Below are 24,832 nucleotides of genomic sequence, written 5' to 3' on the forward strand. Positions count from 1 at the left end.
TCAGCCCACCGACGGCGCGGCGGGTTCGGCCGCCGTGGCGCGTGCCTGTTCGAGCAGGTCGGCACGCAGCCGGGTCATCATGTGGCCCACGCCGAACAGGGCCAGTAGCACCACGGCGGTGACGCCGGTCAGGACCGGGAGAGCGAGCGGGATCTCGCCGTACCCGACGGATTGTTGGGCGTGCCAGACCACCGGGCCGAGCGCCCGGGCACACAGCAGCAGCGTGACGAAGCCCAGCCCGACCGAGCCGGTGGTCCGCACCGGTCCACCCTCGGCGGTGCGCAGCACGCGGACCACGCCCGCGCCGAGCGCCAGACCCAGGCCGCCGGCCAGCAGCAGACCGGACCAGGTCCACCAGGCCGGAGTCTGGCGGTACGCGACGAGCCCGGCCAGCACGCCCAGCGCCGACAGCCCCAGGCCGAGGATCTCCCAGGCGAACCACCGGTCGGCCCGGCGCGCCAGCAGCGTCCCGAGGACCGCCCCGGCCACGGCCGCCAGCGTCGGCAGCAACTGGTCGACCAGCTCGGTCCGGCCACGGACGCCGACCAGCGCGTAGGCCAGCGGACCGGCGGCGCCGAACGCCAGCACGGTCCAGCGGGCCAGGTCGGCGCGGCCGCGACGGGCGGCGTACCAGGTGAGCAGGCCCGCGATGAGGACGGCGAGCACGATCGGGCCGAAGTAGGTGAGGTTCTGCACGAACTCCGTGCGCCGCGGTGAGGCCAGGCCGTCGACGCTCACGCGCAGTGCTTCGTACAGCACGCGCAGCGTCAGCGAACCCGCCGCCAGCAGGAAGATCGCCGCGCCCACGACGGCGAACAGGCCGCCGGTGCCCGCGGTCGGCTCCGGCACCGGTCGCGCCCGGGGTGGGTCGACCAGTGCGGCGACGACGACCAGCAGCAGGGCGACGCCGGGCACCAGCAGCTCGGCCGCGGTGCGTGGCAGGTCGAGCTGGGCGTAGGCCAGGTTCATCAGGTACCACAGCACCGGGCTCGCGGCCAGGCCCACGGCCAGTCCGGCGCCGATCACGAGCCTGCGGCCGGCGTCCGAACCGACCGCGGCGCCCAGCGCGCCGAGCAGCGCCAGGCCGCCGGAGGCGCTCAGCGCGGCCCAGTACAGCATGACCGGCTCCTGGCCGGACATCGAGCCGGACAGCGCCCCGACGGCCATGAATGCCGCCAGGCCCGCGCCGGCCAGCGGCCAGCCGCCGAACCGGTGCCGCTGCGGCACCACGAGCACCACCGCGGCGACGGCGGCGATCAGGGTGCCGAGCAGGATGAGCCGGATGTGGTCGGCCTCCGCCGGGTTGTAGCGGGTGCCGACGGTGACCGTGTACAGGTTCAGGACAGCGAAGAAGGCGCCGACGACGGCACCGGCGACCGCGCCGCTGATGGTGGCCAGGGGCGAAGATCGCGGTAGGGGTTCCCCGTTCATGGGGGCATGCTGTCAGCTACGCGGCCGCCGCGCCATCCCGCGTCGACCGATCGCAGGCGGCGCCGCCTGCCGGGGCGTAGCCTTGAGTTGATGATCATCGCCTGGTAGGACCGGCCGGTCCGTCACCCCACGCTAGGGCGGTGGACCATGGGACCCACATTCAGACGCACGGCGGTCGTGGGAGCCGCGTTGGCGGTCGCCTGCGGCATGTTCCCGGCCTCGTCGGCGCAGGCCGCGGCGCGGGATCAGACGGCGACGGTGCGGGAGGCGACCAACCTGCGCGCGTACCCGAGCACCGGCTCCGCGGTGCTCGCGGAGCTGGCCGCGGGCACCACCGTGGAGGTGCTCTGCTGGACCTCCGGTGAGCCGGTGGGCGGCAACGGGCCGTACGCGGCGATGTGGCTCTACACCTCGCTGGGCGGATACCTGCACTCGCACCAGGTGACGCCGGTCGACGTGAAAGCTTGCGGCTACTGATCCGCTCGTCCCGCCTCCGGCGGTTTGGAAGGGCACCTTGTTCTGCGTAAAACGATAAGAAGGTGCCCTTCCTTCGCTGAGACTGGTGACGGCTGCTCGGATACACCTAGAGGAGGCGTCATGGGTACGTGCGAGGTCTGCAAGAACGAGTACTGGCTGTCGTTCGAGGTGCACACCGCGGGCGGCAGCGTGCACGTGTTCGACAGCTTCGAGTGCGCGGTGCAGCGGTTGGCGCCGGTGTGCGAGCACTGCGCCTGCAAGATCATCGGTCACGGGGTGGAGGTGTCGGGACACTTCTACTGCTGCGCGCACTGCGCCAGATCCGCCGACGCCCGGGAAGGGTTCAAGATCCGCGACGCGGTGGGGGTGCATCCCGGCTGAGGCCACGGGACGAACGACGCGAACAGGACTCGAAGCTGCCGGCGGGGGAGTAAACCCCCGCCGGTTACCGCGAGGTGGCGGATGTTTCCCGCGTCCCGATGCCGGATCGTGGATGTCGTAGGGCGCCCCGCACGGAACGGAGACCACTGGATGTACCTCGCCGCAGACCACACGCTGAACCTGATTGACCAGGCGTTGCCCCACGGGCACGACAGCGGGTCCATGCGGGCCGCCATCCGCGAGGCCTTCGCCAACAACGCGCCGGTGGAGCACATCGCCACCCGCGCCCGCACCACCATCGCGGGCGTGCTCGCCGTCATCGACGAGATGTACGCCGAGCCCGTCGCCTGCTAGAAGAACCCCACGGTCCGCCCTGGCGCCGCCCTGGCGCCTCCCCCGGCCGCGGACCGGTTTCACCCATCCCAACGCCGCCAGGCTCGAGGCTGGTCCGGGTAACGCCCTGTTGGAGCGATACCCGCGACTAGGCTTGGGCCATGGCGGCGCCCGTCTTCGTGGGCCGCGCGAGCGAGGTCGAGCGGCTGGACACGCTGGCCCGGGACGCGGCCGCCGGCCACGGCGCGGCCGTGGTGCTCGCGGGCGAGCCGGGCATCGGCAAGACCACTCTGCTCGACCACGCGGCCGCGACCTGCGCGCGGCTGGGGATGCGGGTGCTGCGCGGCGTCGCCGAGGACCTCGAACAGCTGATGCCGTTCGCCACCATGGCCGCCTGTCTGAACCTGCGCGCCGAGGCCGACGACCCGGCTGTCGGTCGGGTGCTGCGGCTGCTGCGCGGCGAGGGCGCGCTGGCCGAGAGCGCCGCGGCCGCCAACCACCAGCTTGCGGTCACCGAGGCGATGCTCGACCTGGTCGACACGTGGTGCGCGCGGGGACCGGTGGCGGTGATCGTCGACGACGCGCAGTGGGCCGACGCGGAGAGCATGGTGGTGCTGCACCGACTCGGCCGTGGCATCGAGGAGTATCCGCTGCTGCTGGTGCTCGCCGCCCGCGCGCCCGCCCGGGGCGAGCTGGCCTGCCTCATCCGCAGTCTGCACGCGCGCGGCGCCGCCGAGCTGCGCCTGGCCCCGCTGGCGCCACAGGACGCCGCCGACTTGGCCGCCGGGACGCTCGGCGCCGACCCCGGCCCCCGGCTGGCCGCGCTGATCGCCGGGGCGGGCGGTCACCCCTTCTACCTCACCGAGCTGGTCGCGGCGCTGCGGCGGGACGGCGGCATCCGGGTGTCGGGTGGCCAGGCCGAGCTGACCGCCTCCGCCGACGGGCGGATGCCGCCGTCGCTGCTGACCTCGATCCTGGGTCGCCTGGACTACCTGCCCGCGCGGCAGCGGGAGATCCTGCAGCAGGCGGCGGTGCTGGGCCGGGCGATCGACGTGGGCGAGCTGGCCACGGTGCTGGACGAGCCGGTGCTGGGCCTGTCGGAGCTGCTGTCCGCCGCGATCGAGGCGGGCATCCTGGTCGACGCGGGGGCGTACCTGGAGTTCCGGCACGCGCTGATCCGGCAGGCACTGGTGGAGGGGGTGCCCGAGCAGCTGCGCGCGGCGCTGCACCTGCGCGCCGGACAGGTGCTGATCACCGCCGGCGGCGGGGTCGACCGGGTGGCCGAGCACCTGGTGAACGGGTCGATGCTGGACTCGGCCACATTGGACTGGCTGGCCCGCTCGGCCGAGGAGCTGACCACGCGGGCGCCGGGCACGGCGGTGCGGCTGCTGCGGCGGGCGCTGGCGTCGGTCACCGGCGGGCGGGCGTACGAGCTGCGCTTCCAGCTGGTCCGGGCGTTGATCTGGGCGGGTGAGGTGGACGAGGCGGAGCGGGCCGCCCGGGGCGCCCTGGCCAAGGACACCGACCCGCGCCGCCGCGCCGACCTGTACTGGCTGCTGATGGATGCCTGCTTCCGGCAGGGCCGCCAGGCCGAGGCGGTGCGGGTGGCGGGGCTCGCGCTGGCGCGGCCCGACCTGCCGCCCGAGACGACCGGCCGCTTCCACGGCTTCTGCGCCAAGTGCCTGTTCTTCCTGCGCGAGCACGAGGCCAGCGCTGCCGCCGCGCGGCGGGCCATCGCCGACGGCACCGCCGTCGGCGACCACTACGCCATCGGACTGGGGCGGCTGGTCCAGGGGGTGCTGCGCTTCATCGAGGGCGACGTCCCGCACGGGCTGGCCCTGGCCGAGCAGGCCATCGTGGACCTGGGCGCGGGCGTGCTGCCCGACATGCCCGCCGGCCAGTACGTACTGCGCGGCTACTGCCTGCTGCTGCTGGACCGGCTGGACGAGGCCGAGGCGGCGTTGGCGTACGCGCTGGACGGCAACGAACGCTTTGGCGGGCCGTATCTGACGCTGGTCCACGCGCTGCGGGCGCAACTGGGCTTCCTCACCGGACGCTGGGACGATGCCCTGGCCGAGATCGAGTCCGGCCGGGAGTATCCCGACCCGCTCGGCGACCTGCCCTGGCTGCACGGGCTCGACACGCTGATCGCGCTGCACCGCGACAATCCGGTGCGCGAGGCCGGGGTGGTGGCGCAGACCCAGCACGGCGAGACCGAGGCGCAGTACGCGTACCTGTCGGGCTGGGCTCGGGCGCTGCGGGAGCAGGGGCGGCCGCGGCACGCGGTCGAGCTGCTGTACCCGTACTGGGAGCACGCCTCGGTCGCCGACCACCTGCCCCGCCGCCTGATCTACCACTGCTGCCCCGACCTGGCCCGACTGGTCGCGGCGGCCGGGGACGGCGCGCGGGGGCGCGCCCTGGCCGACAGTGTGGCCGAGCTGTCCCGCGCCGAACCGGCCGTGGCCAGCCTCGCCGCGACCGCCGCCCTGTGCACGGGGTTGGCCGACGGCGACCCGGAGCAGGTGCTGGTCGCCGCGCGGGGGTTCGCGGGCTGCGGCTGGCATTTTCACCAGGCGCAGGCGGACGAGGACGCCGCCGCGCTGCTGGCCGGGCGCGGCGACGGCGAGCGTGCGCGCGAGGCGCTGGCGCGGGCACTGGAGGGCTACGCCGCGTGCGAGGCCGCGTGGGACGTGGCCCGTGCGCAGGCGCGGCTGCGCCAGGCCGGGGTGCGCCGGGGCCGGGTGGGCCCGCGCAGGCGACCCAAGACCGGCTGGGAGGCGCTCACCGAGACCGAGCACCGGATCGCGTTGCTGGTCGCCAGCGGCATGTCCAATCCGGAGATCGCCGAACGCCTGTTCCTGTCCCGCCGCACGGTCCAGTCCCACGTCTCCAGCATCCTGGCCAAGGTCGGTGTCCACTCCCGCGTCGAACTGGCCGTCTCCGCCCACCAACGCCCCGCCGTCCCTTGACCCTCCCGCCCCGTCGCCCCGTGATGATCGCGCAAGTTGCCGGGCAATCGGGCGTATCTTGGACCGCCATACACCCGATTGCCCGGCAACTTGGGTGACCTTGACCGGGTGGGTGGGCGGTTAGATCCAGGTGACCTGCAAGGGGAGGGTGTGGGCGCCGGTCATCATGCGGGCGTCGTAGAACTCGGCGCCGTCGGCGATCTCGATGTCACGGCAGCGTTCCAGCAGGATGGTCATGGCCAGCCGGGCCTCCAGCCGGGCCAGCGGCGCGCCGATGCAGAAGTGGATGCCGTGGCCGAAGGCCAGGTGCTGGTTGGGGTTGCGGTCGGGGTCGAACCGGTCTGGGTGCGGGAACCGCTTCTCGTCGCGGTTGGCCGAGGCGACCCAGGGCATGAGGATCTTCCCGGCGGCGATGCGCTGTCCGCCGACGGTCGCCTCGGTGGTGGTGAGCCGGGCCAGTCTGGGGAACGGCGACCGGAACCGCAGCACCTCCTCCAGCATCGGTGCGATCTTCGCCGGGTCGCGGCGTACCGCCGTCGCGGCGTCGCGGTTGTCGTCCAGGCACCACACCGTATTGGTGAGCAGCGTGGTCGTGGTGATGTGCCCGGCGATGAGCAGCACGCCGAGGAAGCCCACGATCTCCTCGTCGGTCAGGTGCTCGCCGTCGACCTCGGCCGCGATCAGCGTGGTGGTGAGGTCGTCGGCGGGGGACCGGCGGCGCTGTCGGATGTGCGCCAGCAGATAGTCGATCATCGCGCGCAGTCGCTCGCCGGCCTGGTCCAGCCGGGCCTGGTCCGGGATGACCCGCTCCGGCAGCTGCGCGTTGAGCAGTGAGTCGGCCCAGCGCCGGAACTCGTCGCGGTCGGACGCGGGCACTCCGATCAGCTCGGCGATCACGGTGACCGGCAGCGGGTAGGCCAGCGCCTGCACCAGGTCGAAGCTCGGGCTGCCCGCGACGGCGTCGAGCAGCTCGTCGGTGATGGTGGTGATGCGCGGGGCCAGCTCGGCCACCACCCGTGGGGTGAACGCCTTGCTCACCAGGCGGCGCAGCTTGTCGTGGCGGGGCGGGTCCATCCGGACGAAGTTGCCCCGGCTGAACAGCTCCAGTTCCGCCTGCGGCGGCATGAGGCCGGTCAGGTCGGAGGAGAACGTGATCGGGTCGGACAGGACCGCCTCGATGTCGTCGTAGCCGAAGAGGTGGTAGGCGCCGTACTGCTCGTCCCAGCTGACCGGCTCGTGGGCACGCATGCGCGCGTACCAGTCGACGACGCCCTCGAACGTCCCGGGCTGAGCGGTCAACCCAGTTCCGGTGCTGACTGTCGCCATCACGACCACCCCCGTCGATTGATCTTCACCATCCTACCCAGGCAAACGCCCATTTCCTCGCAAATCACGGTCGCCGACCCTTACCGATCATGAATTTCGGAACCGGACATCTATGCCAAGATTCGCATAACTTAATGATCAACATGAATGGAGGGTGACTCGACGGCACGAAGTGGACAGTCTGATCGTCCTGGTTGGAGGGGGGAAGATTTGGTATCGAATACTGTACGTATGGACATTCTCCACCCCTTGTTATATCGGTCGACCTCGTCGTACGATCGGCCGTCTGGATCGGGGGAAGCGCTACCAGACAGCGGTTTCACCGACAGGTGTAAGGAGTCAGCGAAGCTCGTCGGGGACGAGGGGGGCGCGTGAATCCATACAGCCACAGTGGACGTTTCGTGGTCCTCGCGACGGTTGTCGCGGCCACGTTGACCATGTCCGCCGGATGTGGCGGCCCGCGCGCCGTCGACCCCGACATCAAGCCCAACCGCGCCTCGGTCCAGTCGGCCGCACCCAGGCCCTCGCTGGAGCCCGAGGACCAGCAGAACGTCGACGCGGCCTGGGCCAACTTCCTGAAGCTGAACCGGATCTACGTCAAGGCCGCCCAGACCGGCAAGTACGACTGGGCCCCGGACATCACCGCCCGCCCGATGTACGCCTTCTCCGGCGGCCGCTACATGTCCGCGCTCGAACGTGATCTGGGTGTGCTGGCCGAGCAGGGCTACGTGCGTACCGGCGAGCCGAGTGTCGCCCTGCGCCGGGTGGTGTCGGTGAGCGAGACCTCGATCACGGTCGAGGCCTGCGTCGACGACGCGGGCACCGACACCGTCGACAAGAAGACCGGCAAGTCCGTCGTGGCACCGAAGCAGAACCAGCGCTACCCGGTCACCATGCGCGCGGGGCTCTACCCCGACGGCGCCTGGCGCTGGGTCGAGTCGCAGGCAGACAGGGGTGCGTCATGCTGAACCGTCCGACCCTCTCCCCGCGCCGGGCCCTGTCCGGCCTGGCCGTCACGCTGCTCGCGGTGGTGGCCGGCCTGGTGGTGACGCCCCCGGCGGCGTGGGCCGACTACATCTACTGCCCGCCCAACAGCGGCGACTGCATCCTCATCGTCACCGGTGGGGGCGGCGGCGGGGGAGGCGGTGGCGGTGGTGGCGGCGGTGGTGGCGGTGCCGCCCTCTGCGAGCACGAGCAGCTGGGCGAGATCTCCTGCTACAAGCCGGGCCTCGGCTGGTTCAACCACACCGACAGCTGCTACTACGACCGGCTCGAGCTGTCCATCAACGACCCGGTGTGGGCCGGCCACGACCCGACCAAGGGCTTCATGTACGCCGTCTGGTGCTGGGGCGGCCTGTCCGCCGGCTGGCAGCAGGCGACCACGGAGTACCTGACCAGCCCGCCGCCGGGATACGGCGGCCTGCCCTCCCCGATCAGTCTGGCCCTGCGCGCGATCAACCAGATGCCGCTGCGCGGCCCGGACATCGGGCTGGCGCCCGACCCGGCCAACGGGCCGGGCCTGGTCGGCCTGCCGGTGTGGATGTGGAACGAGGTCAGCGACCGCACCTGGGGGCCGATCTCGGCCACCGCCTCAGTGCCGGGGCTGTCGGTCACCGCCACCGCCAACGTGCGCCGCATCGTCTGGAACATGGGCGACGGCCACACCGTGACCTGCTGGAACGCGGGCACCGCGTACACCGCCTCGCGGGGCAACACCTCGTCGCCGAACTGCGGTTACAAGTACTCGCAGTCCTCGCGCGACAAGGCGAACGGGAAGTACACCGTCACCGCCCGCAGTTACTGGCGCGTGACGTGGTCCGGCGGCGGCCGCTCGGGCACGGTCAACCTCACCCGGGTGTCCTCGATCACCGTCCGGATCGACGAGATGCAGGTGGTGAACAACTCATGAGCGAGCACCCGCAGGTGAGGCACAGCAGTCAGGAGACCAGCGCATGAGCATCGCCACTACGAACACGCCCGCGCGGGCGCCGCTGCCGCCGATCGGGGTGGCCCGTTCGGCGCCGCGCCGCCGATCCTGGGCCCAGGGCTCGCTCGCGGTGCTGCTCATCGTGCTCGGCGCGCTGACCGCCGGATACGTGGTCATGCGCATGGGCAGCACGCACGACTTCCTCGCCGTCGGCGTCCCGGTCGGGGCAGGCGCCGAGATCCGCGCGGCGGACCTGGTGATCGTCCGGGTCAACGACGCGGCGGGCCTCAAGCCGATCCCGGCCGAGCAGGCCGCGAACGTGGTCGGCAAGCGCGCGCTGATGGCGCTGGTGCCCGGTTCGCTGATCACCATGGACCAGATCACCGACACACCGGTGCCGGGACCGGGCATGGAGCTGGTCGGCATCGCGCTGGACGAGGACCGGATGCCCACCCTGTCCCGCATCCCGGTCGGCGCCTCGGTGCTGATCGTGCTCAAGCCGGCGGACCGCCCGGCCGGCGAGGCCGGCACCCCCGAGCTGGTGCCGCCGCGCACCATCACAGCGAAGATCATCGATCGGATCGCCGGCACCAAGGTCGGCCAGACCATCCTCAACGTCGAGGTCGCCACCGCCGACGCGCCCACCGTCGCGCTGGCCGCGGCCGACAAGCGCCTCGTGCTGACGCTCGACGGTCCGTAGGCGGCCACGATGACGCTGATCGCCCTGGTCTCGGCGAAGGGCTCGCCGGGCTGCTCGACCGCCGCGCTCGCCTTCACGCTGACGTGGCCCGCCCCGACCCTGCTGGCCGAGTGCGACCCGGCGGGCGGCGACCTGCTCGCCGGCTACCTGTCGCGCTACGAACTGCCCACCACCCGGGGCGTGCTGCCGCTGGCCTCCTCGGCCCTGCGCGGCACCGCCGAGCAGGACCTGACCGGAAACCTGATCGACCTGGACTCCCCGCGCCAGCAGCGGATGGCCCTGCCCGGCCTGACCGAGCCCTCGCAGAGCTCGTCGCTGAACCTGGCCTGGACCAGCCTCGCCGACCTCTTCGCCCGGATGACCGGCAGCACGGTGCTGGCCGACTGCGGCCGCCTGGCCGCGGCGAACCCGCCCTGGGCGCTGCTCGGCCGGGCCGACCTGGTGCTGCTCACGGTACGGGCGCGCTCGCTGCGCACGGTCTCCCCGGCCGCCTCCGCGATCGGGGCGATGCGCCGCGAACTGCCGCCGGGCTTCGTGGAGAGCAGCGTCGGGCTGCTGCTGGTCGGCAGCGGCATCTCCGGCCGCGACATCGCCCGCAACCTGGGCGTGCCGGTGGTCGCCGCGCTGCCGTGGGATCCGGGCAGCGGCGCCGCGCTGTCCGGCGAGGGCCGGGGGCGGCGCCGGGCGCCGCTGATGAAGGCCGCCGCCGCGGCGTACGACAACGTCTGCGCGGCGATGGCGGTGGCCCGGCCGGAGGCCTCGCGCCGCGACACCGAGCGACTGCCGGTGGTCCGATGACCGCCCGTCCGTACATCCCGCTGCCGCCACCGGAGCCCAATCCGCCGGTGCGCGTCAACGGTCACGCCCGGGTGCCGTCGCCGCACGGCACCGCCGTGGCGTATGCCGGGCCGCCGTCACCGGGCGGCTCGGGGGCGGCGCCGAACCTGCCGGTGCCGATCGACTACGGCGTGGTCCGCCAGTTGCAGAGCCGCGTCACCGAGACGCTGACCCGGCTGCTCACCGACGCCGCCAACGTCACCCCGGGCTACCGGCGCGAGGTCGCCGCCCGGATCGGCCGCGAGATCATCGCCGACTACGCGGTGGCGATGGCGCACGCGGGCCAGCCGATCAGCCCCGCGCAGGAGCAGGCACTGCTCGACGCGGTGGTGGCGGGCATGTTCGGCGCCGGGCGGTTGCAGCGGCTGCTGGACGACCCGTACGTCACCAACGTGCACATCATCGGCTGCGACCAGGTGCTGCTGCACCACGCCGACGGCAGCCGCAGCCGCGGCGAGCCCGTCGCCGACAGCGACGACGAACTCGTCAGCATGCTCCAGGTGCTGGCGATGCGGGTGGCCGCCACCGAGCGCCAGCTGTCGGAGTCCAACCCGGAGCTGGACATGCAGCTGCCCGACGGCTCCCGGATGACGGTGCTGTACAAGGTGTCGCCCCGGCCGATCGTCTACATCCGCAAGCACACGCTGTTCGCGGCGTCGCTGGAGGAGCTGCGCGACCGCTACGGGATGATCGACCTGCTGATGTACCGGTTCCTGGTGAAGGCGCTGGAGGCGGGCGCCAACATCATGGTCGCGGGCCTGGCCGCCTCGGGCAAGACCACGCTGCTGCGGGCGCTGGCGCGCACCATCCCGGCGGGGGAGCCGTACATCACCCTCGAGGAGTCGCGCGAGCTGGGCCTGCACGAGGCCGCGATGCCGCAGGACGAGAACTGGGTGATCAGCCTGGAGGCCCTGCAGGGCCACGGGGAGTACGACAACAACGGCAAGCGCCGCGGCGAGAAGACCCTGCACGACATGATGCCGATCACGCAGCGGCTCGGCGTGCGGCGGGTGATCGTGGGCGAGACCCGCGGCCGCGAGATCGTGCCGATGCTGCGGGCGATGACGGTCAGCCGGGGCGCGATGTGCACCATCCACGCCCGGCAGGCGCGCGAGGTGATGGACTCGATCGTCCAGCTGGCCTGCTCGTACGGCAACGATATCGGCGCCGAGCAGGCGCTGCGGATGGCGGCGCAGGGCATCGACCTGATCGTCTACACGACCGTGGTCGACGAGCGGGCCATCGGCGGCGGTGAGCACCGGTTCGTCTCGCATGTGATCGAGGTCGGCGGCATGCGCGACGGCCGGGTCATCACCACGACCGTGTTCGGTCCCGGCCCGGACGGCCGGGGCGTGCCTCGCCACCTGCCCGAACGCATCCGCGACGACCTGATGGACGTGGGCTACGACCCGCGTGAGCTGATCCCGTACATCGAGGCGGGGGCGCACAACCGGGGCTCGTGGACGCGTGAACTGCTCACCAAGCGGGTGCGCTCATGATCCAGATTCTGGCGATCCTGTCGGTGCTGCTGATCGGCGTCGGCCTGACCATGGCCGTCGTGTTCCTGATCGGCACCACCAAGCCGATCGGCCCGGCCTCGCCGACGAAGCTGTGGCTGCGCCGGTTCTGGGCCGGCCCGGGCCGCACCGCCGCGCAGCGCCGGGCCCACCGGTCGCTGCTGGTCTTCGCGGTGGTGGCCGGGGCGGCCGCGTGGCTGTTCACCGGCTGGCCGGTCGGCGGCGTGGTCGTGATGCTGGCCATCCCGGGCGTGCCGTGGCTGTTCGCGGCGGCCGGCGCGGAGAAGAAGGCGATCGCCCGGCTCGGTGCGCTGGAGACGTGGACCCGGCGGGTCAGTGACTACGTGCGCAACGGCATCGGGTTGCAGGCCGCCATCATCGCCACCGCGCGCACCGCACCGCCGCTGCTGAACATCGAGGTCAAGACGCTGGCCGCCCGGTTGCAGGCGGGCACCGACGCGCCCACGGCGCTGCGGATGTTCGCCGAGGACCTCGACGACCACAGCTCCGACGAGGTTATCGCGCCGCTGATCCTGCAGGCCGCCGACGCGGGTGACGGTCTTTACGCCGCGCTGACCGACATCGCCCAGTCGCTGTCGGACGAGGTCGTGGCCCGGTCCACGGTGGACAGCGAGCGGGCCAGCGCCCGCTTCACGGTGCGCTTCCTCACCGGGGTGACCGTGGCCGTGCTCGTGTTCGGCGCGTTCAGCGCGGGATATGCCGCGCCCTACCGCACCAGCATGGGGCAGGCGATCCTGGTCGGGCTGACGGCGCTGTACATCGGGTTGATGCTGTGGATCCGAGGACTGTCGCTGCCGCCGCGGCTGCCGCGGCTGCTTCGCACCGACGCCGAGAAGGCCCCGGCGGTGCCGTCATGACCGTGGACTTCTGGTTCGGCGTCGTGGTGGCCGCAGGCGCCGTCGTCGGGTACGGGCTCTACCTGCTGATCATCCAGTTCGTGCCGGCCACGCCCGCGCTGGGCCCGGCGCTGCGCCGGCTGCACCCGACGCTCGGCTCCGACGGCGAGATCACCGCGTCGGCCCCGATGTCCACCGACTGGCTGTCGAGCCTGCGCCTGCCCGCTGCCGACCTCAGCATCCTCGGCCGTACCCCCGGGCGGCACATGCTCAGCGTCGGCCTGTCGGCGCTGATGGCGTTCCTGCTGCCGGTGCTGCTGACCATCGTGGCCACATTGGCCGGGCTCTCCGTCCCGCTGTTCATCCCGGTCGCGGCGACCGTGCTGCTCGCCACGGCCGCGGCGCTGCTCGCGCACTTTGACATGATCGCCAAGGCAAGGTCGGCGCGGGCGGAGTTCGCCCGGGCACTGTGCACGTACGCGGCGCTGACGGCGCACCAGGTGCGCTCCGGGCACGGCGCGGTCGAGGCGATGGAGCGGTCGGCGAGCATCTGCGACGGGTGGCCGTACACCCGGCTGCGGACCGCGCTGCTCACCGCCCAGCTGCAGATGCGCCCGCCGTGGGACGAGCTCAAGACGCTCGCCGAGGACATCAAGGTGGCGGAGCTGGACAGCTTCGCCGACATCATGCGCAGCGCGGGCAACGACGGGGCGCAGGTCTACCAGACGCTGCGGGCCCAGTCGGCGTCGCTGCGCGACCAGATCAGGGTCCGGGCGCTGGAGGACGCCAAGACTCGCAGTTCGAAATTGGACATCCCCTCCACCCTGCTCATCGTCATCCTGCTCGTCCTCGTCGGATATCCGCTGATGGCGAACCTGTTGAACCAGACGTACTAGGAAGGGAGCACCACCGTCATGTTCCTGAAGCTCGCGGTGTCCGTCAGCGAGAAGCTGCGGACCCTGACCGACCCGGCCACGCGCGACAAGGGCGAGGGCCCGGTGCCGCACGTCGTGATGATCTTCATCATGGCGACTGGGGCCGTCGTCGTCGGCACCATCATCTACGGCGTGGCCAAGGGCTGGGCCAACAAGGTCCCTACCACGGCGACCCTGCCGTAAACCATGCCAGGACAACCGCTCGCACGCCGTCGCCGGCTCCCGTCTGGGGGCCGGCGGGGGGTGCGCGCACCCTGGCGCCGCCGCCGCGACCGGGGCGACGGCACGGTCGAAATGGCGATCCTGGCGCTGCCGTTGCTGGTGGTGACGTTCATCGTCGTGCAGGCGGCCCTCGTGTACCAGGCGAAGGCCCTGGCTCTGGCCGCCGCGACCCAGGGCGCCAACGCGGCCCGCAACTACGGTTCCGACGCGACCGCCGGACGTGACCGCGCCCGGTCGTTCCTGCGGCGCGTCGACTTCGGCATCACCGACACCGAGATCGCCGCCTCGGTCAACGCCGACGTCGCGACGGTCACCGTCAAGGGCAAGGCGCAGAGCATCATCCCGTTCTGGGAGTTCTCGGTCTCCCACACGGCGTACGGCCCGGTGGAAAGGTTCACCCGATGAGGGCGGGGGCGCGCGAGCGCGGCTCGGCGACGATCGAGCTGGCCGTCCTCACTCCCGTCGCGATCGTCTTCTTCATCGCCGTGCTGATGGCGGGGCGGATCGGCCTGGCCCGCCAGGCCGCCGACGCCGCCGCCTACGACGCGGCCCGCACCGCCAGCCTGGCCCGCACCGAGGGCACGGCCGGTACGCAGGCTCGCGACGCCGCCGCCCGCTCGTTCGCCGCCCAGGGCATCCGCTGCAAGACCATGACCGTCGCCACCGACACCAGTGGCTTCGACGTGCCGGTGGGTCAGTCGGCGACCGTGCGGGTGTCGTTGACCTGCGTGGCCGACTTCAGCGACATCGTCCTGCCCGGCATGCCCGGCAGCGCGACCCTGACCTCCACCTTCACCAGCCCGCTCGACACGTACCGGAGCCGCGGATGACGCCCCGGCTCCCGCGCGACGGCGGCAAGGTGACCGTCTTCTTCGCCATCATGGCCACCACCTGGGTCATCACCATCGGGCTCGTCGTGGTCGGCACCGGCCGCACCCGGGCGCTGCAGCGTGCCGACAACATCGCCAGCGAGGCGGCGCGCGCCGCCGGCCAGGCCATCGACCCCGAGGACGCGATCCAGGGCAAGCCGAAGGTCGTGGACGCCACGCTGGCGGCCGCGGCGGCCCGGACGTACCTGACCACCGTCGGCGCCACCGGCACCGTCACCGTCGCTCCGGACCGCCGCCACCTGACCGTGCGCGCTTCGGTCACCTACGCCAACCCGATCGGGCTGGACTTCTTCGGCGGCGGCACCTGGACGGCGACCGGCGAAGCAACGGCAACACTCCTCATCGGATAGACCGCGAAGAGCAAGCGAAAGGGCGCACCCATGGCCATCGACCAGCGCACCAGGCCCCACTGGTTCGTGCGCCTGCTCGCCGGGCTCGCCGCACTGGCACTGCTCGCCGCGGTGCTCGTCGGCGCACCTATGGCGCTGCTCAAGGTGGCGGGCAACCCGCTGCCCGATCACGTGCCGTCCGTGGACGAGCTGGCCACCCTGCTGACCTCGCCCGACGACGGGCGACTGTTCCTGCGGCTGCTGGCGCTCGCGGGCTGGTTCGCCTGGTTCACGTTCGCGATCAGCGTGCTGCTGGAGATCCCGGCCCGGCTGCGCGGCCGCCGCGCCCGGCGCATCCCCGGGCTCGGCGTACAGCAGCGCATCGTCGCGGCACTGATCGGCGCGATGATCGCCGTGTTCGCCGGGACCAGCATGGCCACCGCCGCGACCGCGTCGGTGCCCGCGCCGATGGCCGCTCGCGCCGTCGCGGTGGTGCCCGTCACCGCCCCGGTGGGCGCGCTGTCCATCGGTGGCTCGGCCGTGCTGGCGCTGGGCCCCGCGACCGCGGTGCCGCAGCCGGGCGCGCTGGTGCCGGTCGCGGCCCGCCCGCCGACGGACCTCGTCCGGCTCGCCCCGGCCCACCAACTCGTCGAACGCCCCGTGTACGTGGTGCGCAAGGGCGACTACCTGGGCTGCATCGCCGAACGGTTCACCGGCGACTTCGACCGATACCACCAGATCGCAGCGCTCAACCCGCAGCTGGTGCGCAACCCCAACCACATCGAGCCGGGCTGGCGGCTGGTGCTGCCCGCCGACGCGTACGACCGCGGCAGCGCCCGCCACGCCACGGGCAAACTGCTGCTGCCCGCCGTCGAGGACCCCTCCGCGCCCCCGCCGACGACCCAGACCCCGCCGCCGACCAGCACTCCGGCCCCCGCGCCGACCCCGTCGGCGGTCCCCGCCCCGGCCGTACGCCCGAGCCTGCCCGCGACCTCGCCGACCGCGATCCCGTCCCCGGTGGTGACCACCCCGGCGAGCACCGCCCCCGCCAACCCGCCCGGCCTGGACGAGACCGACCCGGGCACCGGCCACATCAAGGTGCTGGCCACCGGTGCCGGGCTCGCCCTGGCCGGGGTGATGGCCGGGCACATGGTGGTGCGCCGCCGTATTCGGCGCATGCACCAGCTGCGGGTGCGCCGCAAGCGCCGTCGCGGCCCCCGCAGCGCGTTCGCGTTCCAGGTCCGTGAGGTGCCACGGCACCAGGCCGCCGACCGGCTCGACGCCGGGCTGCGCCACCTCACCCTCGGCCTGCGCGGCCGGGCGCCATGGGAGATGCCCGACGTCGCCGCGGCCTGGGAGCACGGCGGCGACCTGGCCATCATCCTGGCCGCCCCGTGCGCCGACCCGCCGGAGCCGTTCGAGGTGCAGTGGCCCAACACCTGGTCGCTGCCGAGCGCCGCGTGGCTGCCCGACGCGCACACCGCCCCGTCGCTGCTGCCCGGCCTGCTCAAGGTCGGCGCGTGGCCGCAGGGCGGGCAGCTGTACGTCGACGGCGAGCGCACCGGCCTGCTGACCCTGGTCGGCGACCCGCAGCGCTGCGACGACCTGCTGCGCTTCCTGGCCGCCGAGGTGGCCACGGCCGCCTGGGCCGACGAGGCGTCGGTGGTGGTCGCCGGGTTCAGCGGCGCCGACGTACGCGCCCTGACCGCGCTCAACGACCGGGTGCGGTTCAGCTCGTCGGTCAGCGACGCGCTGGCGCGCATCGGACGCCGGGCGGCGGCCAACGCGGCGGTGCTGCACGACACCCAGACCGCGGACACTGTCACCGCGCGCATCAACAACGTCACCACCTGGGCCACGCACGTGCTGTTCATCGCCGACCCGTGGGGCGAGCACACCGAGCAGCTGCGCGACCTCGACGCGCTGCTGGCCGACCTGGGCCGGGTCGGTGTGGTCGTGGTCGCGACGCATCCGACCGGCACCCGCTGGGCGGCCACCATCGGCGGCGACGGCGGCGTGCACATGTCCTGGCTGGCCGTCACCGACATCACCGCCTGCGGTCTGACCAGCGAGGGACTGATCACGCACGCCGAAGGCCAGGCCGAGGCGGCCCGCATCCCCCAGCAGCCCGCCGGCGCCCGCCACCGCCTGCACACCTGACTGTTACGAAGGAAGGGCACCTTCTTATCGTTTTACGTAGAGGAAGGTGCCCTTCCAAACCGCCGGAGGCGGGGCGAGCTGGTCGTGCTTCGCGCCCGCGAGAGCGGGCGCCCTGTCACCGAGTAGCGTGGCGGCCATGCCGAGGGAGCTGGTCGACAGCGTGCTCACCGCGATGTGCGCGCACTACGTGTTTCCGGAGCGGGCTGTGTTCGCGGCCGTGAGCATCCGGGAGCGGCTCGACGCCGGGCACTACGAGGGCCTCGACGAGGCGGGACTGGCCGAGCGGCTCAACGCCGATCTGCGGGAGCTGTGCGCTGACAAGCATCTGCGGCTGCGCGTTCGCAAGGGGCAGCCCGCCGACGCGGCTGCTGAGGGGCCTGCCGACGTGCTGGCGGCGTACCGGGAGCGGCTGCGGACCGACAACCACCGGATCGGCCGGGTGGAGCGGCTCGACGGCAACGTCGGCTACATCGACCTGCGCGGCGTCACCGACCCGGCCGTGGGCGGCCGGGCGATCGCGGCCGCGATGGAGCTGGTGTCGCACACGTACGCGTTGCTGCTGGATCTGCGGCGCAACCGGGGCGGCTCGCCGGACGGCGCGATCTTCTGGTCCAGCTACTTCTTCCCCGACAGCGGCACGCACCTCAATAGCATCGAGTCGGCCGAGACCGGCACCACCCGGCAGTACTGGAGCCTGGCGTACCTGCCCGGCGAGCGCTACCTGGACCGTCCCGTATACGTGCTGACCAGCCCGGACACCTTCTCGGCCGGTGAGGAGATCTGCTACAACCTCAAGGCGCAGGGGCGGGCGGTGCTCGTCGGCGAGCCGACGGCCGGGGGAGCGCACCCGGCGCGGGCGCTCCCGCTCACCCCGACGCTGGAGCTGTCCGTGCCGTACGCGCGCTCGGTAAACCCGGTGACCGGCACCAACTGGGAGGGCGCGGGGGTCGAGCCCGACCTCGCCGTCCCGGCTGAAGAGGCCTACCCGGTGGCCTACCGGGCCGCGCTGGAGCACGTGCTGGCCACCGCGACCGCGCCGAGCCTGCTCGACGAGGCCCGCACCGCCCTGGCGGCCCTGTGACCGCGAACCCGCGCCCGGACGAGACCGCCGCCGCGGGTCTGTTCTCGGCAGGGGCCGCCGACGAGGCGACCGGACTCCGGGACGCCGCGGGCACGGGGGTCGCGGCTGAGGACGGCGTCGACCACACGGCGGCCGTGGACGAGGACGAATTGGTGGCGCGGCTGCGCGCGGCGGGCTGCGTCTTCGCCGAGGAGGAGGCGGCGGTGCTGCGCGATGGCGACCCCGACCCGGGTCGGCTGGCCGAGCTGGTCGCGCGGCGGGTCGCCGGGCTGCCGCTGGAGCACGTGGTCGGCTGGGCGCGGTTCGCCGGTCGGCGCATCCTGGTCGACCCGGGCGTGTTCGTGCCCCGGCTGCGTACCGAGGTGCTGGTCGCGCGGGCGGCGGCGTACGTGCGGGCGGGCTCGGTGGTGGTGGACCTGTGCTGCGGCTCCGGGGCGCTGGGCGTGGTGCTGGCCGCGGGTGCCGAGGGTCCGGTCGAGCTGCACGCCGCCGACGTCGACGCGGCCGCGGTGCGCTGCGCCCGCCGCAACGTGGAACCGCTGGGCGGCACCGTGTACGAGGGCGACCTCTACGCCGCGCTCCCGACGTCGCTGCGCGGGCGGGTGGACGTGCTGGTCGCGAACGTGCCGTACGTGCCCAGCGCCGAGATCGGGCTGCTGCCCGCCGAGGCACGGCTGCACGAGGCACCGGTGGCGCTGGACGGCGGCGCGGACGGCCTCGACCTCGCCCGCCGTGTCGCCGCCGAGGCCGGGCGCTGGCTCGTCCCGGGTGGCCGGATGTTCCTGGAGTGCGGCGAGCATCAGGCCGTGGCGGCCGCGGCGGCACTGCGCACCGCCGGCCTGACCCCGTCGCTGCACCACGACGAAGACCTGGACGTCACGGTGGTCAGCGGCGTCCGCTGAGCACCGTCGCAGTGTGCAGTTTCGGGGAAACTGCTGGAACCGCCGCCAAGATTCGCGCACTTTTCCCGAAACTGCACGAACCGCGCCGTGGGCGGGTGCGCGCCGAGCGCCGCGCGCCGTGGGCGGTGCTTGCGGGGGCGCGCTACCGTTGCCGCGTGCCGATCGCCCTCGCCTCCCGCTGGAGCGCCACCCTGTGGCTGGCTCTGCTGTGCACGGGTGTGATCGCCGCCGGGACGCCGGGCCTGACCGGCGTGCTCGCCTCCGCCGCCGTGCTGGTCGTGGCCTCCGTGGTCGCACTGCGCGCGCTGGCGGGCATCGACGCGTCCGGCCACGGGCACGCGGCCATCGGGAGCAGCCTGCGCGAGCGCGCCAGGCGCCAGGGTGTGCCACGGCACGCCGATCCCGACGCCGCGGGTCGACCCCGGCCGCGCGCACCCGGCCTGCTCTGAGGAATCACCGCTTCTCCACCGCCGCACGGCGGCCGCTGCCGCGTGTGCGGATTCCAGCTTCCTCAGAGAGGTTCATCCATGCTTTCGTTCGCCCCGGTGGCTGACGCCACCGATTTCGCCTACAACGCCGTCACCTGGCTGTCGGGCCTGCTCGCCCCGCTCGGCGGCGCCGCCGCCGGTGTCGTCCTGTTCACCCTGGTGGTGCGACTGCTGCTGCACCCGTTGACCCGCGCCGCGGTGCGCGGGGAACGCGCCCGCGCGGTGCTCGCCCCGAGACTGGCCGAGTTGCGGCAGACCCACGGCAAGGATCCGGTCGCGTTCGGCCAGGCCATGACCGAGCTCTACCGCGGCGCGGGGGTTTCGCCGTTCGCCGGGATCGCGCCGATGCTGCTGCAGGCGCCCGCGTTCATCGTGCTCTACCAGCTGTTCGTCCGCACCGAGATCGGCGGGCACGCCAACGCGCTGCTCGACAGCACCCTGGGCGGGGTGCCGCTGGGCGCGCACCTGCTCGCCCCGGCGGGCGGGCCGCACCTGGTCGTGTTCGGGCTGCTGCTGGCGGGCCTGGCCGGACTGGCGTGGCTGTCGTCGCGGCGCGCGGTGAAGTTGGCCTCGCTGCAGCCGCAGCCGCCGACGGGGCTGTTGGCGGCGCTGCCGCGCTGGCTGCCGTACGCCATTCTGCTCAGCGCGGCGGTGTTGCCGCTGGCTGCGGGCCTGTATCTGCTGACAAGCACCGCTTGGACCGTGGCGGAGAACGCCGCGCTACGGCGTGGCATGCCGGTACCGGCGACCGCCTGAGCACGTCGATGGTCGGATAGCCGATCGCGATCGAGGGCCTGGCGTCGGTAGCCTGCTGCAACGTGAGCAAGCATCGGCGCGGCGCCCGCGACAACGGCGACCCACTGCTTCCGGCCACGGTCGAGCAGTTGGCGGCCCTGGAGCGCAAGACGGCGCCGGAACGGCGCCGGGCGGTGACCATAGCGGTGGCGGTGGCGGCGACCTTCGCCGTCGCCGCCACCGCCTGGGCGGTGACCGGCCCGGACGGCGGCACCGCCGCGCCCACGGGCGACTGGGCCACCGGCGTGAGCAAGAGCTTCACCGACGGATTCGGCGACGCACCGTCGCCGACCCCGCTCCCACCACTGCCGCCGCGTTCGCAGCCGCAGCCGTCGGTGTCCGCCGCGCCGTCGGCGGCACCGTTACCCTCGCGCGGGTTCGGGCTGGCCCCGGTTCCCGGGGCCGCACCGGCACCGGACGGGCTCACCGTCGGCGGCGCACGGTCGCTGCGCGCCGGTGACGCCGCCGACGTGTACGTCTACGCCGTCGGCGACCTGGCCGCGGTGGGCCCGGTCACGCCGGGCAGCCCGGTGCAGACGCGCCAGGCCGCGACGTACACGGTGGTGGCGGGTCTGGCCGACAGCCGCTGCTTCTCCTTCCACACCGTCGACGGACGCTGGCTGCGACACCGCGACTACCGGCTGCACCTGGACCCCGACGACGGGTCGGCGCTGCTGCGCGCCGACGCCACGTTCTGTGCCCGCGACAGCGGACGTGGGGGTACGGTCCGGTTCGAGTCCTACAACTACCCCGGCTACTACCTGCACCGCCGCGACGGCGGGCTGTGGATCGACCGGAGCAGGCGGGATCGGGACTTCGACGTCGAGTCCACGTTCGTCGTGACCGGACCCTGGGTATAGGTGACCGGGTCATCCGTACCGCCACGCGGTTGTTTGCGTATGGCCTACCTAGCGCTCTACGGATTGTCGCCACGTCAGCCCTGACCGATCGTTATTGGCATGGGTGGACCACCTGGTAGCCGCCGGACGACTCCCCAGCGACACGTGACAGCGTCTCCGTGTCGCTGGGTGGAAATCGTGCCCCCGACGGCGGCTCCGAACGGTTTCAGGTCGGGACCGGTCACCGCCGGTCGCGGTCAGTGCGCTCGATGAGCGGTGTGGCAGAGCGGTGCGCCGTAAACCAGAGCTGGCGGCGTACTGCTTTGAGGCGGGGGAGCAGCCGATCGTTGCTCCCCCGCCACCAGCACAGGGCCAGGAGAGGCTCCCTGCCGGGAGTGCGTGCCACGTCCGGCAGGCCTGGGGAGGAGGCGGCCTCCGGAATCGGTGACGGTTCCGGAGGCCGTTCAGGAAGAATCGGCCAGGCCGTCAGGGGAGATCGGCCACGGCCCCGGCGAGTTCGGCTCGGGAATGGACGCCCAGCTTGTGCAGCGCCCGCGCCACATGCTGCTCGACCGTACGCGGCGACAGGAACAGCACCTGCGCGATCTCCCGGTTGGTGCGCCCCTGCGCGGCCAGCTGCGCCACCTCCCGCTCGCGCGGGGTGAGGCCGCCGCCGTAGCCGGGACGGCCACCCTTGGCCACCACCCCGTGCTCGCGTAGCGTCCGCTGGCAGCGCGCCGCGTCCCAGCCGGCCCCCAGCCGGGCGAAGACGTTGCCCGCGTTGCCGAGCACGGCCAGCGCGTCGCCGACCCGTTCGGCGAGCACCAGTTCGCTGCGGGCCATGCCCTCCTCGGCCAGCGTCGCCTCGTACGGCCGGGGCAGCGCGGCGAACTGCACCGCCGCGTCGCGGTAGTGCTTGGCCGCCTCGTCGTGCGCGCCCCGCGCCGCCGCCAGGTTGGCTCGGCACATCTGCAGCGCCGCCGCCGCGTTCGGGGCGACCAGCCCGGCCATGCCCGCCTCGAACTCCTCGACGATGCCCCGCGCCTCGTCGACGTGCCCGAACTCGGCCAGTGCCTGCACCGCGTACGGCGCCAGCCCCGCTGCCCAGGACCAGACCCCCTTGGCCCGCACCCGGTCCATGCCCCGGCGCGCCTCGACGACCGCCTCCTCGCCCTGCCCCCGGGCCAGCAGCATCCGGATGTACGCCCCCGAGGCCGCCGCCACCACGTGCACGGTGCTGTTGTGTGGCGCGCTCAGCCCGGCCGAGGTCAGCGACGACTCGGCGGTGTCCCAGTCGCCGCGCGCCACCGCCAGCAGCCCCGTGATCAGATGGCCTTCGACCTCGGTGGTCGGCCCGTCCGGGCCGGTGAACTCGGCGGCCCGGTCGGCCAGGCCCGGCCAGCGGCCCATGGCCCAGTCCAGGTGCAGCGCGGTGCAGCGGCCCGCGGTGGTGATGACGGAGGCGCCGACCCGCCCGGCCAGCTCGATCGACTGGCGCAGGAAGTCGTCGGCCTCGGCGTGCATGCCCAGCCATACCGTGGCGTCGGCGAGGTTCTGCAGGCCGCGCGCGGCCTGCTGCCGCTCGGCCAGCGTGGTGGCGTTGGCGGTCAGCCGCCGCGCGGCCTGCCAGGCGGCCGGGTCGCCGCAGTTCATCAGCAGCGTGGCCCGGTTGGCGGCGACCGCCATCTGGATCGCGACGTCGTCACCGGCGGCGGCGGCCAGCTCGGCCCGCTCCAGCCAGCGCCGGTCGTCGGCGAACGAGGTGCCGTGCAGCACCGGCCAGGACAGCACCGACATCGCGCGGGCCGCCAGCGCCGGGCGCTCGTGCAGCTCGTCCACGGCGATCTCGACCTCGGCGGCGCCCTCGGCGAAGTCGCCGACCTGGTTCATCAACACCAGCCCCAGCATCAGCCGCAGCTCGCCGCGCGCGGCCTCCGGCAGCCGCTCGTCGGCCATGATGCGCCGCAGCAGCGCCACCGTCTGGTCCGAGCGCAGGCCCAGCTCGGCGGTCTGTGCGAGCCGGATGGTGAGCCGGGTGCGGGTGGCCCGCGGCACGGTCTGGTCGGCCAGCACCTCCTCCAGCTGGGCCAGGGCCGCCTCGTTGTCGCCGTCGGCGATGTACCGGTCCGCGGCGGCCTCGGCGTAGCGCATCCACGCCTTCTCCTGGCCGCTGCGCCGGTTGTGGTGGGCCAGCCGGGCCAGCGCCGCGGCCCCGGTGCGGCGGGCCAGCGCGTTGGCGGCGCGGGCGTGCAGCTCGCGGCGGCGCGGGCCGGGCAGCGCGTCGTACACGGCGCGGGCCGCCAGTGGGATGCGGTAGCCGTAGCGGCCGTCGGCGGTCTCGTCGAGCACCGCCCCGGCCAGCGCCTCTACCAGCGCGGCCCGGCCGTGGACCGAGTCAAGACCAGCCACATCGGACAGATGCTCCTCGGGCGCCGACTCGTCGAGCACGGCCGCGGCCTCGGCGACGCAGCGGGCCGCCGGGGACAGCGTGGCGACGCGGGCGGCGGTCAGTTCGCGCAGTCGGGCGGGCGGGGCGAGCTGACCGGCGGACTCGACGTCGTCGACGCCGGTGAGCTGCGACAGCAGGTCCTCGATGACCCGGGGTACGCCGCCGGTGGTGGCGGCCAGCCGGGCCACCAGCTCGGCGGGCGGGTCCTGGCGTCGTACCTGCTTGATCAGTAGGCGTACGTCCTCGACGGCCAGCGGTTCCAGGCGCAGGGTCGCTTGGCGCAGGCCGGGGGCGTACGCGGCCGACACGCCCAGCGGCAGCCCTGGCACCGCCAGCTCCTCCGGCCGGTACGACAGCACCAGCGCGATCCCCGGCAGCGGCGCCGACAGCAGCAGGCACACCAGATCGCGCGAGTCGGGGTCTATCCACTGCAGATCCTCGACCACCAGCGTCGCCGGAGCCAGCCCGCTGAGCAGGGTACGCATGCCGCGCAGCAGCCGGTGGCGCTCCTGCGTCGGCTCGGCCAGCGGCGGCAGCGGCGGCGGCAGCTTGTCGGCCAACTCCGGCAGCAACGGCACCAGCGCACCCAGCAGCGGGTTGAGCGCGACCGGGGCGGACAGCACCGGACCAGCCGACAGCAGTAGTCCGATGGCGGCCGCGAACGGCAGCGGTGGCTGGATCGGCGGGCACGCAGTGGCCAGCACCAGCGCGGTGTGCTGGCGCCGCCACTCGTCGATCAGACGCGTCTTCCCGCTGCCCGCCTCGCCTTCCAGGAGCAGAACCGAGGGACGGTACGCGACAGTCGACCGGAGGTTTTGCAGAGTCTCATGGCGCCCGACGAACAATCGGTCTGTCTGCACTGCCGTATCTTCCTCGCCGTGGCGCGCCTAGCCAAGTCGGCGCGCGCCCCATCGTCGTCGCCAGTGGGGCGTCTCGGTGTCCAACCAGAACGGCGGGCCGCCGTCACCTCCCCGCCAACGTCCCGGA

General features: G+C 73.2%; 24 protein-coding genes. 21 read left to right on the forward strand and 3 right to left on the reverse strand.

Annotated features, from left to right (window positions below; genetic code table 11):
• On the reverse strand, positions 1–1,431 hold the full coding sequence (locus KUA19_RS16385) for a hypothetical protein (protein ID WP_217396857.1): 1,431 nt from the start codon (positions 1,429–1,431) through the stop codon (positions 1–3).
• 147 nt (positions 1,432–1,578) lie between these two features.
• Between KUA19_RS16385 and KUA19_RS16390 the strand changes: the two genes are divergently transcribed.
• The 4 genes from KUA19_RS16390 to KUA19_RS16405 all read left to right on the forward strand — a co-directional run bounded on the left by KUA19_RS16390 (position 1,579) and on the right by KUA19_RS16405 (position 5,591).
• Positions 1,579–1,908, forward strand: a complete 330-nt coding sequence (locus tag KUA19_RS16390) for an SH3 domain-containing protein (protein WP_217396858.1) — start codon at positions 1,579–1,581, stop codon at positions 1,906–1,908.
• Positions 1,909–2,028: 120 nt separating this feature from the next.
• Positions 2,029–2,289 (forward strand): metallothionein, encoded by a 261-nt coding sequence (locus KUA19_RS16395; RefSeq protein ID WP_217396859.1) that lies wholly within the window; start codon positions 2,029–2,031, stop codon positions 2,287–2,289.
• Between the two features lie 150 nt (positions 2,290–2,439).
• Entirely contained in the window at positions 2,440–2,643 is a 204-nt protein-coding gene (locus KUA19_RS16400) for a hypothetical protein (RefSeq protein ID WP_217396860.1), read from the forward strand.
• A 140-nt stretch (positions 2,644–2,783) separates the two neighbouring features.
• The gene (locus tag KUA19_RS16405) at positions 2,784–5,591 is read left to right on the forward strand and encodes an ATP-binding protein (protein ID WP_217396861.1); all 2,808 of its coding nucleotides are present in this window, start codon (positions 2,784–2,786) and stop codon (positions 5,589–5,591) included.
• Between the two features lie 120 nt (positions 5,592–5,711).
• Here the strand turns inward: KUA19_RS16405 and KUA19_RS16410 are convergent, their stop codons facing one another.
• Positions 5,712–6,917, reverse strand: coding sequence for a cytochrome P450 (locus KUA19_RS16410; RefSeq protein WP_217396862.1), 1,206 nt, complete (start codon positions 6,915–6,917; stop codon positions 5,712–5,714).
• A gap of 371 nt (positions 6,918–7,288) precedes the next feature.
• Between KUA19_RS16410 and KUA19_RS16415 the strand changes: the two genes are divergently transcribed.
• The 17 genes from KUA19_RS16415 (at position 7,289) to KUA19_RS16495 (ending at position 21,417) form a co-directional block, all read left to right on the forward strand.
• Positions 7,289–7,885: a hypothetical protein gene (locus KUA19_RS16415; RefSeq protein WP_217396863.1), complete on the forward strand. Its 597-nt coding sequence runs from the start codon at positions 7,289–7,291 to the stop codon at positions 7,883–7,885.
• Complete coding sequence (locus KUA19_RS16420) at positions 7,879–8,826, forward strand: hypothetical protein (RefSeq protein WP_217396990.1); 948 nt, start codon at positions 7,879–7,881, stop codon at positions 8,824–8,826. The genes KUA19_RS16415 and KUA19_RS16420 overlap by 7 nt, the downstream gene beginning before the upstream one ends.
• A gap of 43 nt (positions 8,827–8,869) precedes the next feature.
• On the forward strand, positions 8,870–9,544 hold the full coding sequence (locus KUA19_RS16425) for an SAF domain-containing protein (RefSeq protein WP_217396864.1): 675 nt from the start codon (positions 8,870–8,872) through the stop codon (positions 9,542–9,544).
• 9 nt (positions 9,545–9,553) lie between these two features.
• Positions 9,554–10,342, forward strand: coding sequence for a CpaE/TadZ family protein (locus KUA19_RS16430; RefSeq protein ID WP_217396865.1), 789 nt, complete (start codon positions 9,554–9,556; stop codon positions 10,340–10,342).
• Positions 10,339–11,880 carry a TadA family conjugal transfer-associated ATPase gene (locus KUA19_RS16435; protein ID WP_217396866.1) on the forward strand — a complete coding sequence of 514 codons (1,542 nt, stop codon included), beginning with the start codon at positions 10,339–10,341 and terminating at the stop codon, positions 11,878–11,880. The genes KUA19_RS16430 and KUA19_RS16435 overlap by 4 nt, the downstream gene beginning before the upstream one ends.
• A complete protein-coding gene (locus KUA19_RS16440; protein WP_217396867.1) occupies positions 11,877–12,776 on the forward strand; it encodes a type II secretion system F family protein in 900 nt (299 codons plus the stop codon). Before KUA19_RS16435 ends, KUA19_RS16440 begins: the two co-directional genes overlap by 4 nt.
• A complete protein-coding gene (locus KUA19_RS16445) occupies positions 12,773–13,651 on the forward strand; it encodes a type II secretion system F family protein (RefSeq protein WP_217396868.1) in 879 nt (292 codons plus the stop codon). Before KUA19_RS16440 ends, KUA19_RS16445 begins: the two co-directional genes overlap by 4 nt.
• A gap of 18 nt (positions 13,652–13,669) precedes the next feature.
• The gene (locus tag KUA19_RS16450) at positions 13,670–13,873 is read left to right on the forward strand and encodes a hypothetical protein (protein ID WP_217396869.1); all 204 of its coding nucleotides are present in this window, start codon (positions 13,670–13,672) and stop codon (positions 13,871–13,873) included.
• A gap of 60 nt (positions 13,874–13,933) precedes the next feature.
• Positions 13,934–14,317, forward strand: a complete 384-nt coding sequence (locus KUA19_RS16455; RefSeq protein ID WP_217396870.1) for a TadE/TadG family type IV pilus assembly protein — start codon at positions 13,934–13,936, stop codon at positions 14,315–14,317.
• Positions 14,314–14,742 carry a TadE/TadG family type IV pilus assembly protein gene (locus tag KUA19_RS16460; protein WP_217396871.1) on the forward strand — a complete coding sequence of 143 codons (429 nt, stop codon included), beginning with the start codon at positions 14,314–14,316 and terminating at the stop codon, positions 14,740–14,742. Before KUA19_RS16455 ends, KUA19_RS16460 begins: the two co-directional genes overlap by 4 nt.
• Complete coding sequence (locus tag KUA19_RS16465) at positions 14,739–15,152, forward strand: hypothetical protein (RefSeq protein ID WP_217396872.1); 414 nt, start codon at positions 14,739–14,741, stop codon at positions 15,150–15,152. The genes KUA19_RS16460 and KUA19_RS16465 overlap by 4 nt, the downstream gene beginning before the upstream one ends.
• A gap of 30 nt (positions 15,153–15,182) precedes the next feature.
• The gene (locus tag KUA19_RS16470) at positions 15,183–17,291 is read left to right on the forward strand and encodes a LysM peptidoglycan-binding domain-containing protein (RefSeq protein ID WP_217396873.1); all 2,109 of its coding nucleotides are present in this window, start codon (positions 15,183–15,185) and stop codon (positions 17,289–17,291) included.
• 136 nt (positions 17,292–17,427) lie between these two features.
• Positions 17,428–18,372 carry a S41 family peptidase gene (locus tag KUA19_RS16475; protein WP_217396874.1) on the forward strand — a complete coding sequence of 315 codons (945 nt, stop codon included), beginning with the start codon at positions 17,428–17,430 and terminating at the stop codon, positions 18,370–18,372.
• A complete protein-coding gene (locus KUA19_RS16480) occupies positions 18,369–19,274 on the forward strand; it encodes a putative protein N(5)-glutamine methyltransferase (protein WP_308167469.1) in 906 nt (301 codons plus the stop codon). The genes KUA19_RS16475 and KUA19_RS16480 overlap by 4 nt, the downstream gene beginning before the upstream one ends.
• A 155-nt stretch (positions 19,275–19,429) precedes the next feature.
• Positions 19,430–19,723, forward strand: coding sequence for a DUF6412 domain-containing protein (locus KUA19_RS16485; RefSeq protein WP_217396991.1), 294 nt, complete (start codon positions 19,430–19,432; stop codon positions 19,721–19,723).
• Between the two features lie 78 nt (positions 19,724–19,801).
• On the forward strand, positions 19,802–20,518 hold the full coding sequence (locus tag KUA19_RS16490) for a YidC/Oxa1 family membrane protein insertase (RefSeq protein ID WP_217396875.1): 717 nt from the start codon (positions 19,802–19,804) through the stop codon (positions 20,516–20,518).
• A gap of 62 nt (positions 20,519–20,580) precedes the next feature.
• Positions 20,581–21,417, forward strand: coding sequence for an AbfB domain-containing protein (locus KUA19_RS16495; RefSeq protein ID WP_217396876.1), 837 nt, complete (start codon positions 20,581–20,583; stop codon positions 21,415–21,417).
• Between the two features lie 465 nt (positions 21,418–21,882).
• On the opposite strand, the gene KUA19_RS16500 is transcribed toward KUA19_RS16495, so the two are convergent.
• Positions 21,883–24,705, reverse strand: coding sequence for a helix-turn-helix transcriptional regulator (locus tag KUA19_RS16500; RefSeq protein ID WP_217396877.1), 2,823 nt, complete (start codon positions 24,703–24,705; stop codon positions 21,883–21,885).
• Between the last annotated feature and the right edge of the window lie 127 nt (positions 24,706–24,832).

Origin of the sequence: Catellatospora tritici, assembly GCF_019083965.1 — a bacterium.
Classification (GTDB): Bacteria; Actinomycetota; Actinomycetes; order Mycobacteriales; family Micromonosporaceae; genus Catellatospora; species Catellatospora tritici.

What these genes read in the sequence shown, in the direction of transcription:
- KUA19_RS16440 (WP_217396867.1), top strand. Translation starts at nt 11,877, where the DNA reads ATGATCCAGATTCTGGCGATCCTGTCGGTGCTGCTGATCGGCGTCGGC.
- KUA19_RS16470 (WP_217396873.1), top strand. Translation starts at nt 15,183, where the DNA reads ATGGCCATCGACCAGCGCACCAGGCCCCACTGGTTCGTGCGCCTGCTC.
- KUA19_RS16410 (WP_217396862.1), bottom strand. Translation starts at nt 6,917, where the DNA reads ATGGCGACAGTCAGCACCGGAACTGGGTTGACCGCTCAGCCCGGGACG.
- KUA19_RS16445 (WP_217396868.1), top strand. Translation starts at nt 12,773, where the DNA reads ATGACCGTGGACTTCTGGTTCGGCGTCGTGGTGGCCGCAGGCGCCGTC.
- KUA19_RS16435 (WP_217396866.1), top strand. Translation starts at nt 10,339, where the DNA reads ATGACCGCCCGTCCGTACATCCCGCTGCCGCCACCGGAGCCCAATCCG.
- KUA19_RS16405 (WP_217396861.1), top strand. Translation starts at nt 2,784, where the DNA reads ATGGCGGCGCCCGTCTTCGTGGGCCGCGCGAGCGAGGTCGAGCGGCTG.
- KUA19_RS16450 (WP_217396869.1), top strand. Translation starts at nt 13,670, where the DNA reads ATGTTCCTGAAGCTCGCGGTGTCCGTCAGCGAGAAGCTGCGGACCCTG.
- KUA19_RS16460 (WP_217396871.1), top strand. Translation starts at nt 14,314, where the DNA reads ATGAGGGCGGGGGCGCGCGAGCGCGGCTCGGCGACGATCGAGCTGGCC.
- KUA19_RS16420 (WP_217396990.1), top strand. Translation starts at nt 7,879, where the DNA reads ATGCTGAACCGTCCGACCCTCTCCCCGCGCCGGGCCCTGTCCGGCCTG.
- KUA19_RS16390 (WP_217396858.1), top strand. Translation starts at nt 1,579, where the DNA reads ATGGGACCCACATTCAGACGCACGGCGGTCGTGGGAGCCGCGTTGGCG.
- KUA19_RS16385 (WP_217396857.1), bottom strand. Translation starts at nt 1,431, where the DNA reads ATGAACGGGGAACCCCTACCGCGATCTTCGCCCCTGGCCACCATCAGC.
- KUA19_RS16475 (WP_217396874.1), top strand. Translation starts at nt 17,428, where the DNA reads ATGCCGAGGGAGCTGGTCGACAGCGTGCTCACCGCGATGTGCGCGCAC.
- KUA19_RS16490 (WP_217396875.1), top strand. Translation starts at nt 19,802, where the DNA reads ATGCTTTCGTTCGCCCCGGTGGCTGACGCCACCGATTTCGCCTACAAC.
- KUA19_RS16395 (WP_217396859.1), top strand. Translation starts at nt 2,029, where the DNA reads ATGGGTACGTGCGAGGTCTGCAAGAACGAGTACTGGCTGTCGTTCGAG.
- KUA19_RS16465 (WP_217396872.1), top strand. Translation starts at nt 14,739, where the DNA reads ATGACGCCCCGGCTCCCGCGCGACGGCGGCAAGGTGACCGTCTTCTTC.
- KUA19_RS16400 (WP_217396860.1), top strand. Translation starts at nt 2,440, where the DNA reads ATGTACCTCGCCGCAGACCACACGCTGAACCTGATTGACCAGGCGTTG.
- KUA19_RS16430 (WP_217396865.1), top strand. Translation starts at nt 9,554, where the DNA reads ATGACGCTGATCGCCCTGGTCTCGGCGAAGGGCTCGCCGGGCTGCTCG.
- KUA19_RS16425 (WP_217396864.1), top strand. Translation starts at nt 8,870, where the DNA reads ATGAGCATCGCCACTACGAACACGCCCGCGCGGGCGCCGCTGCCGCCG.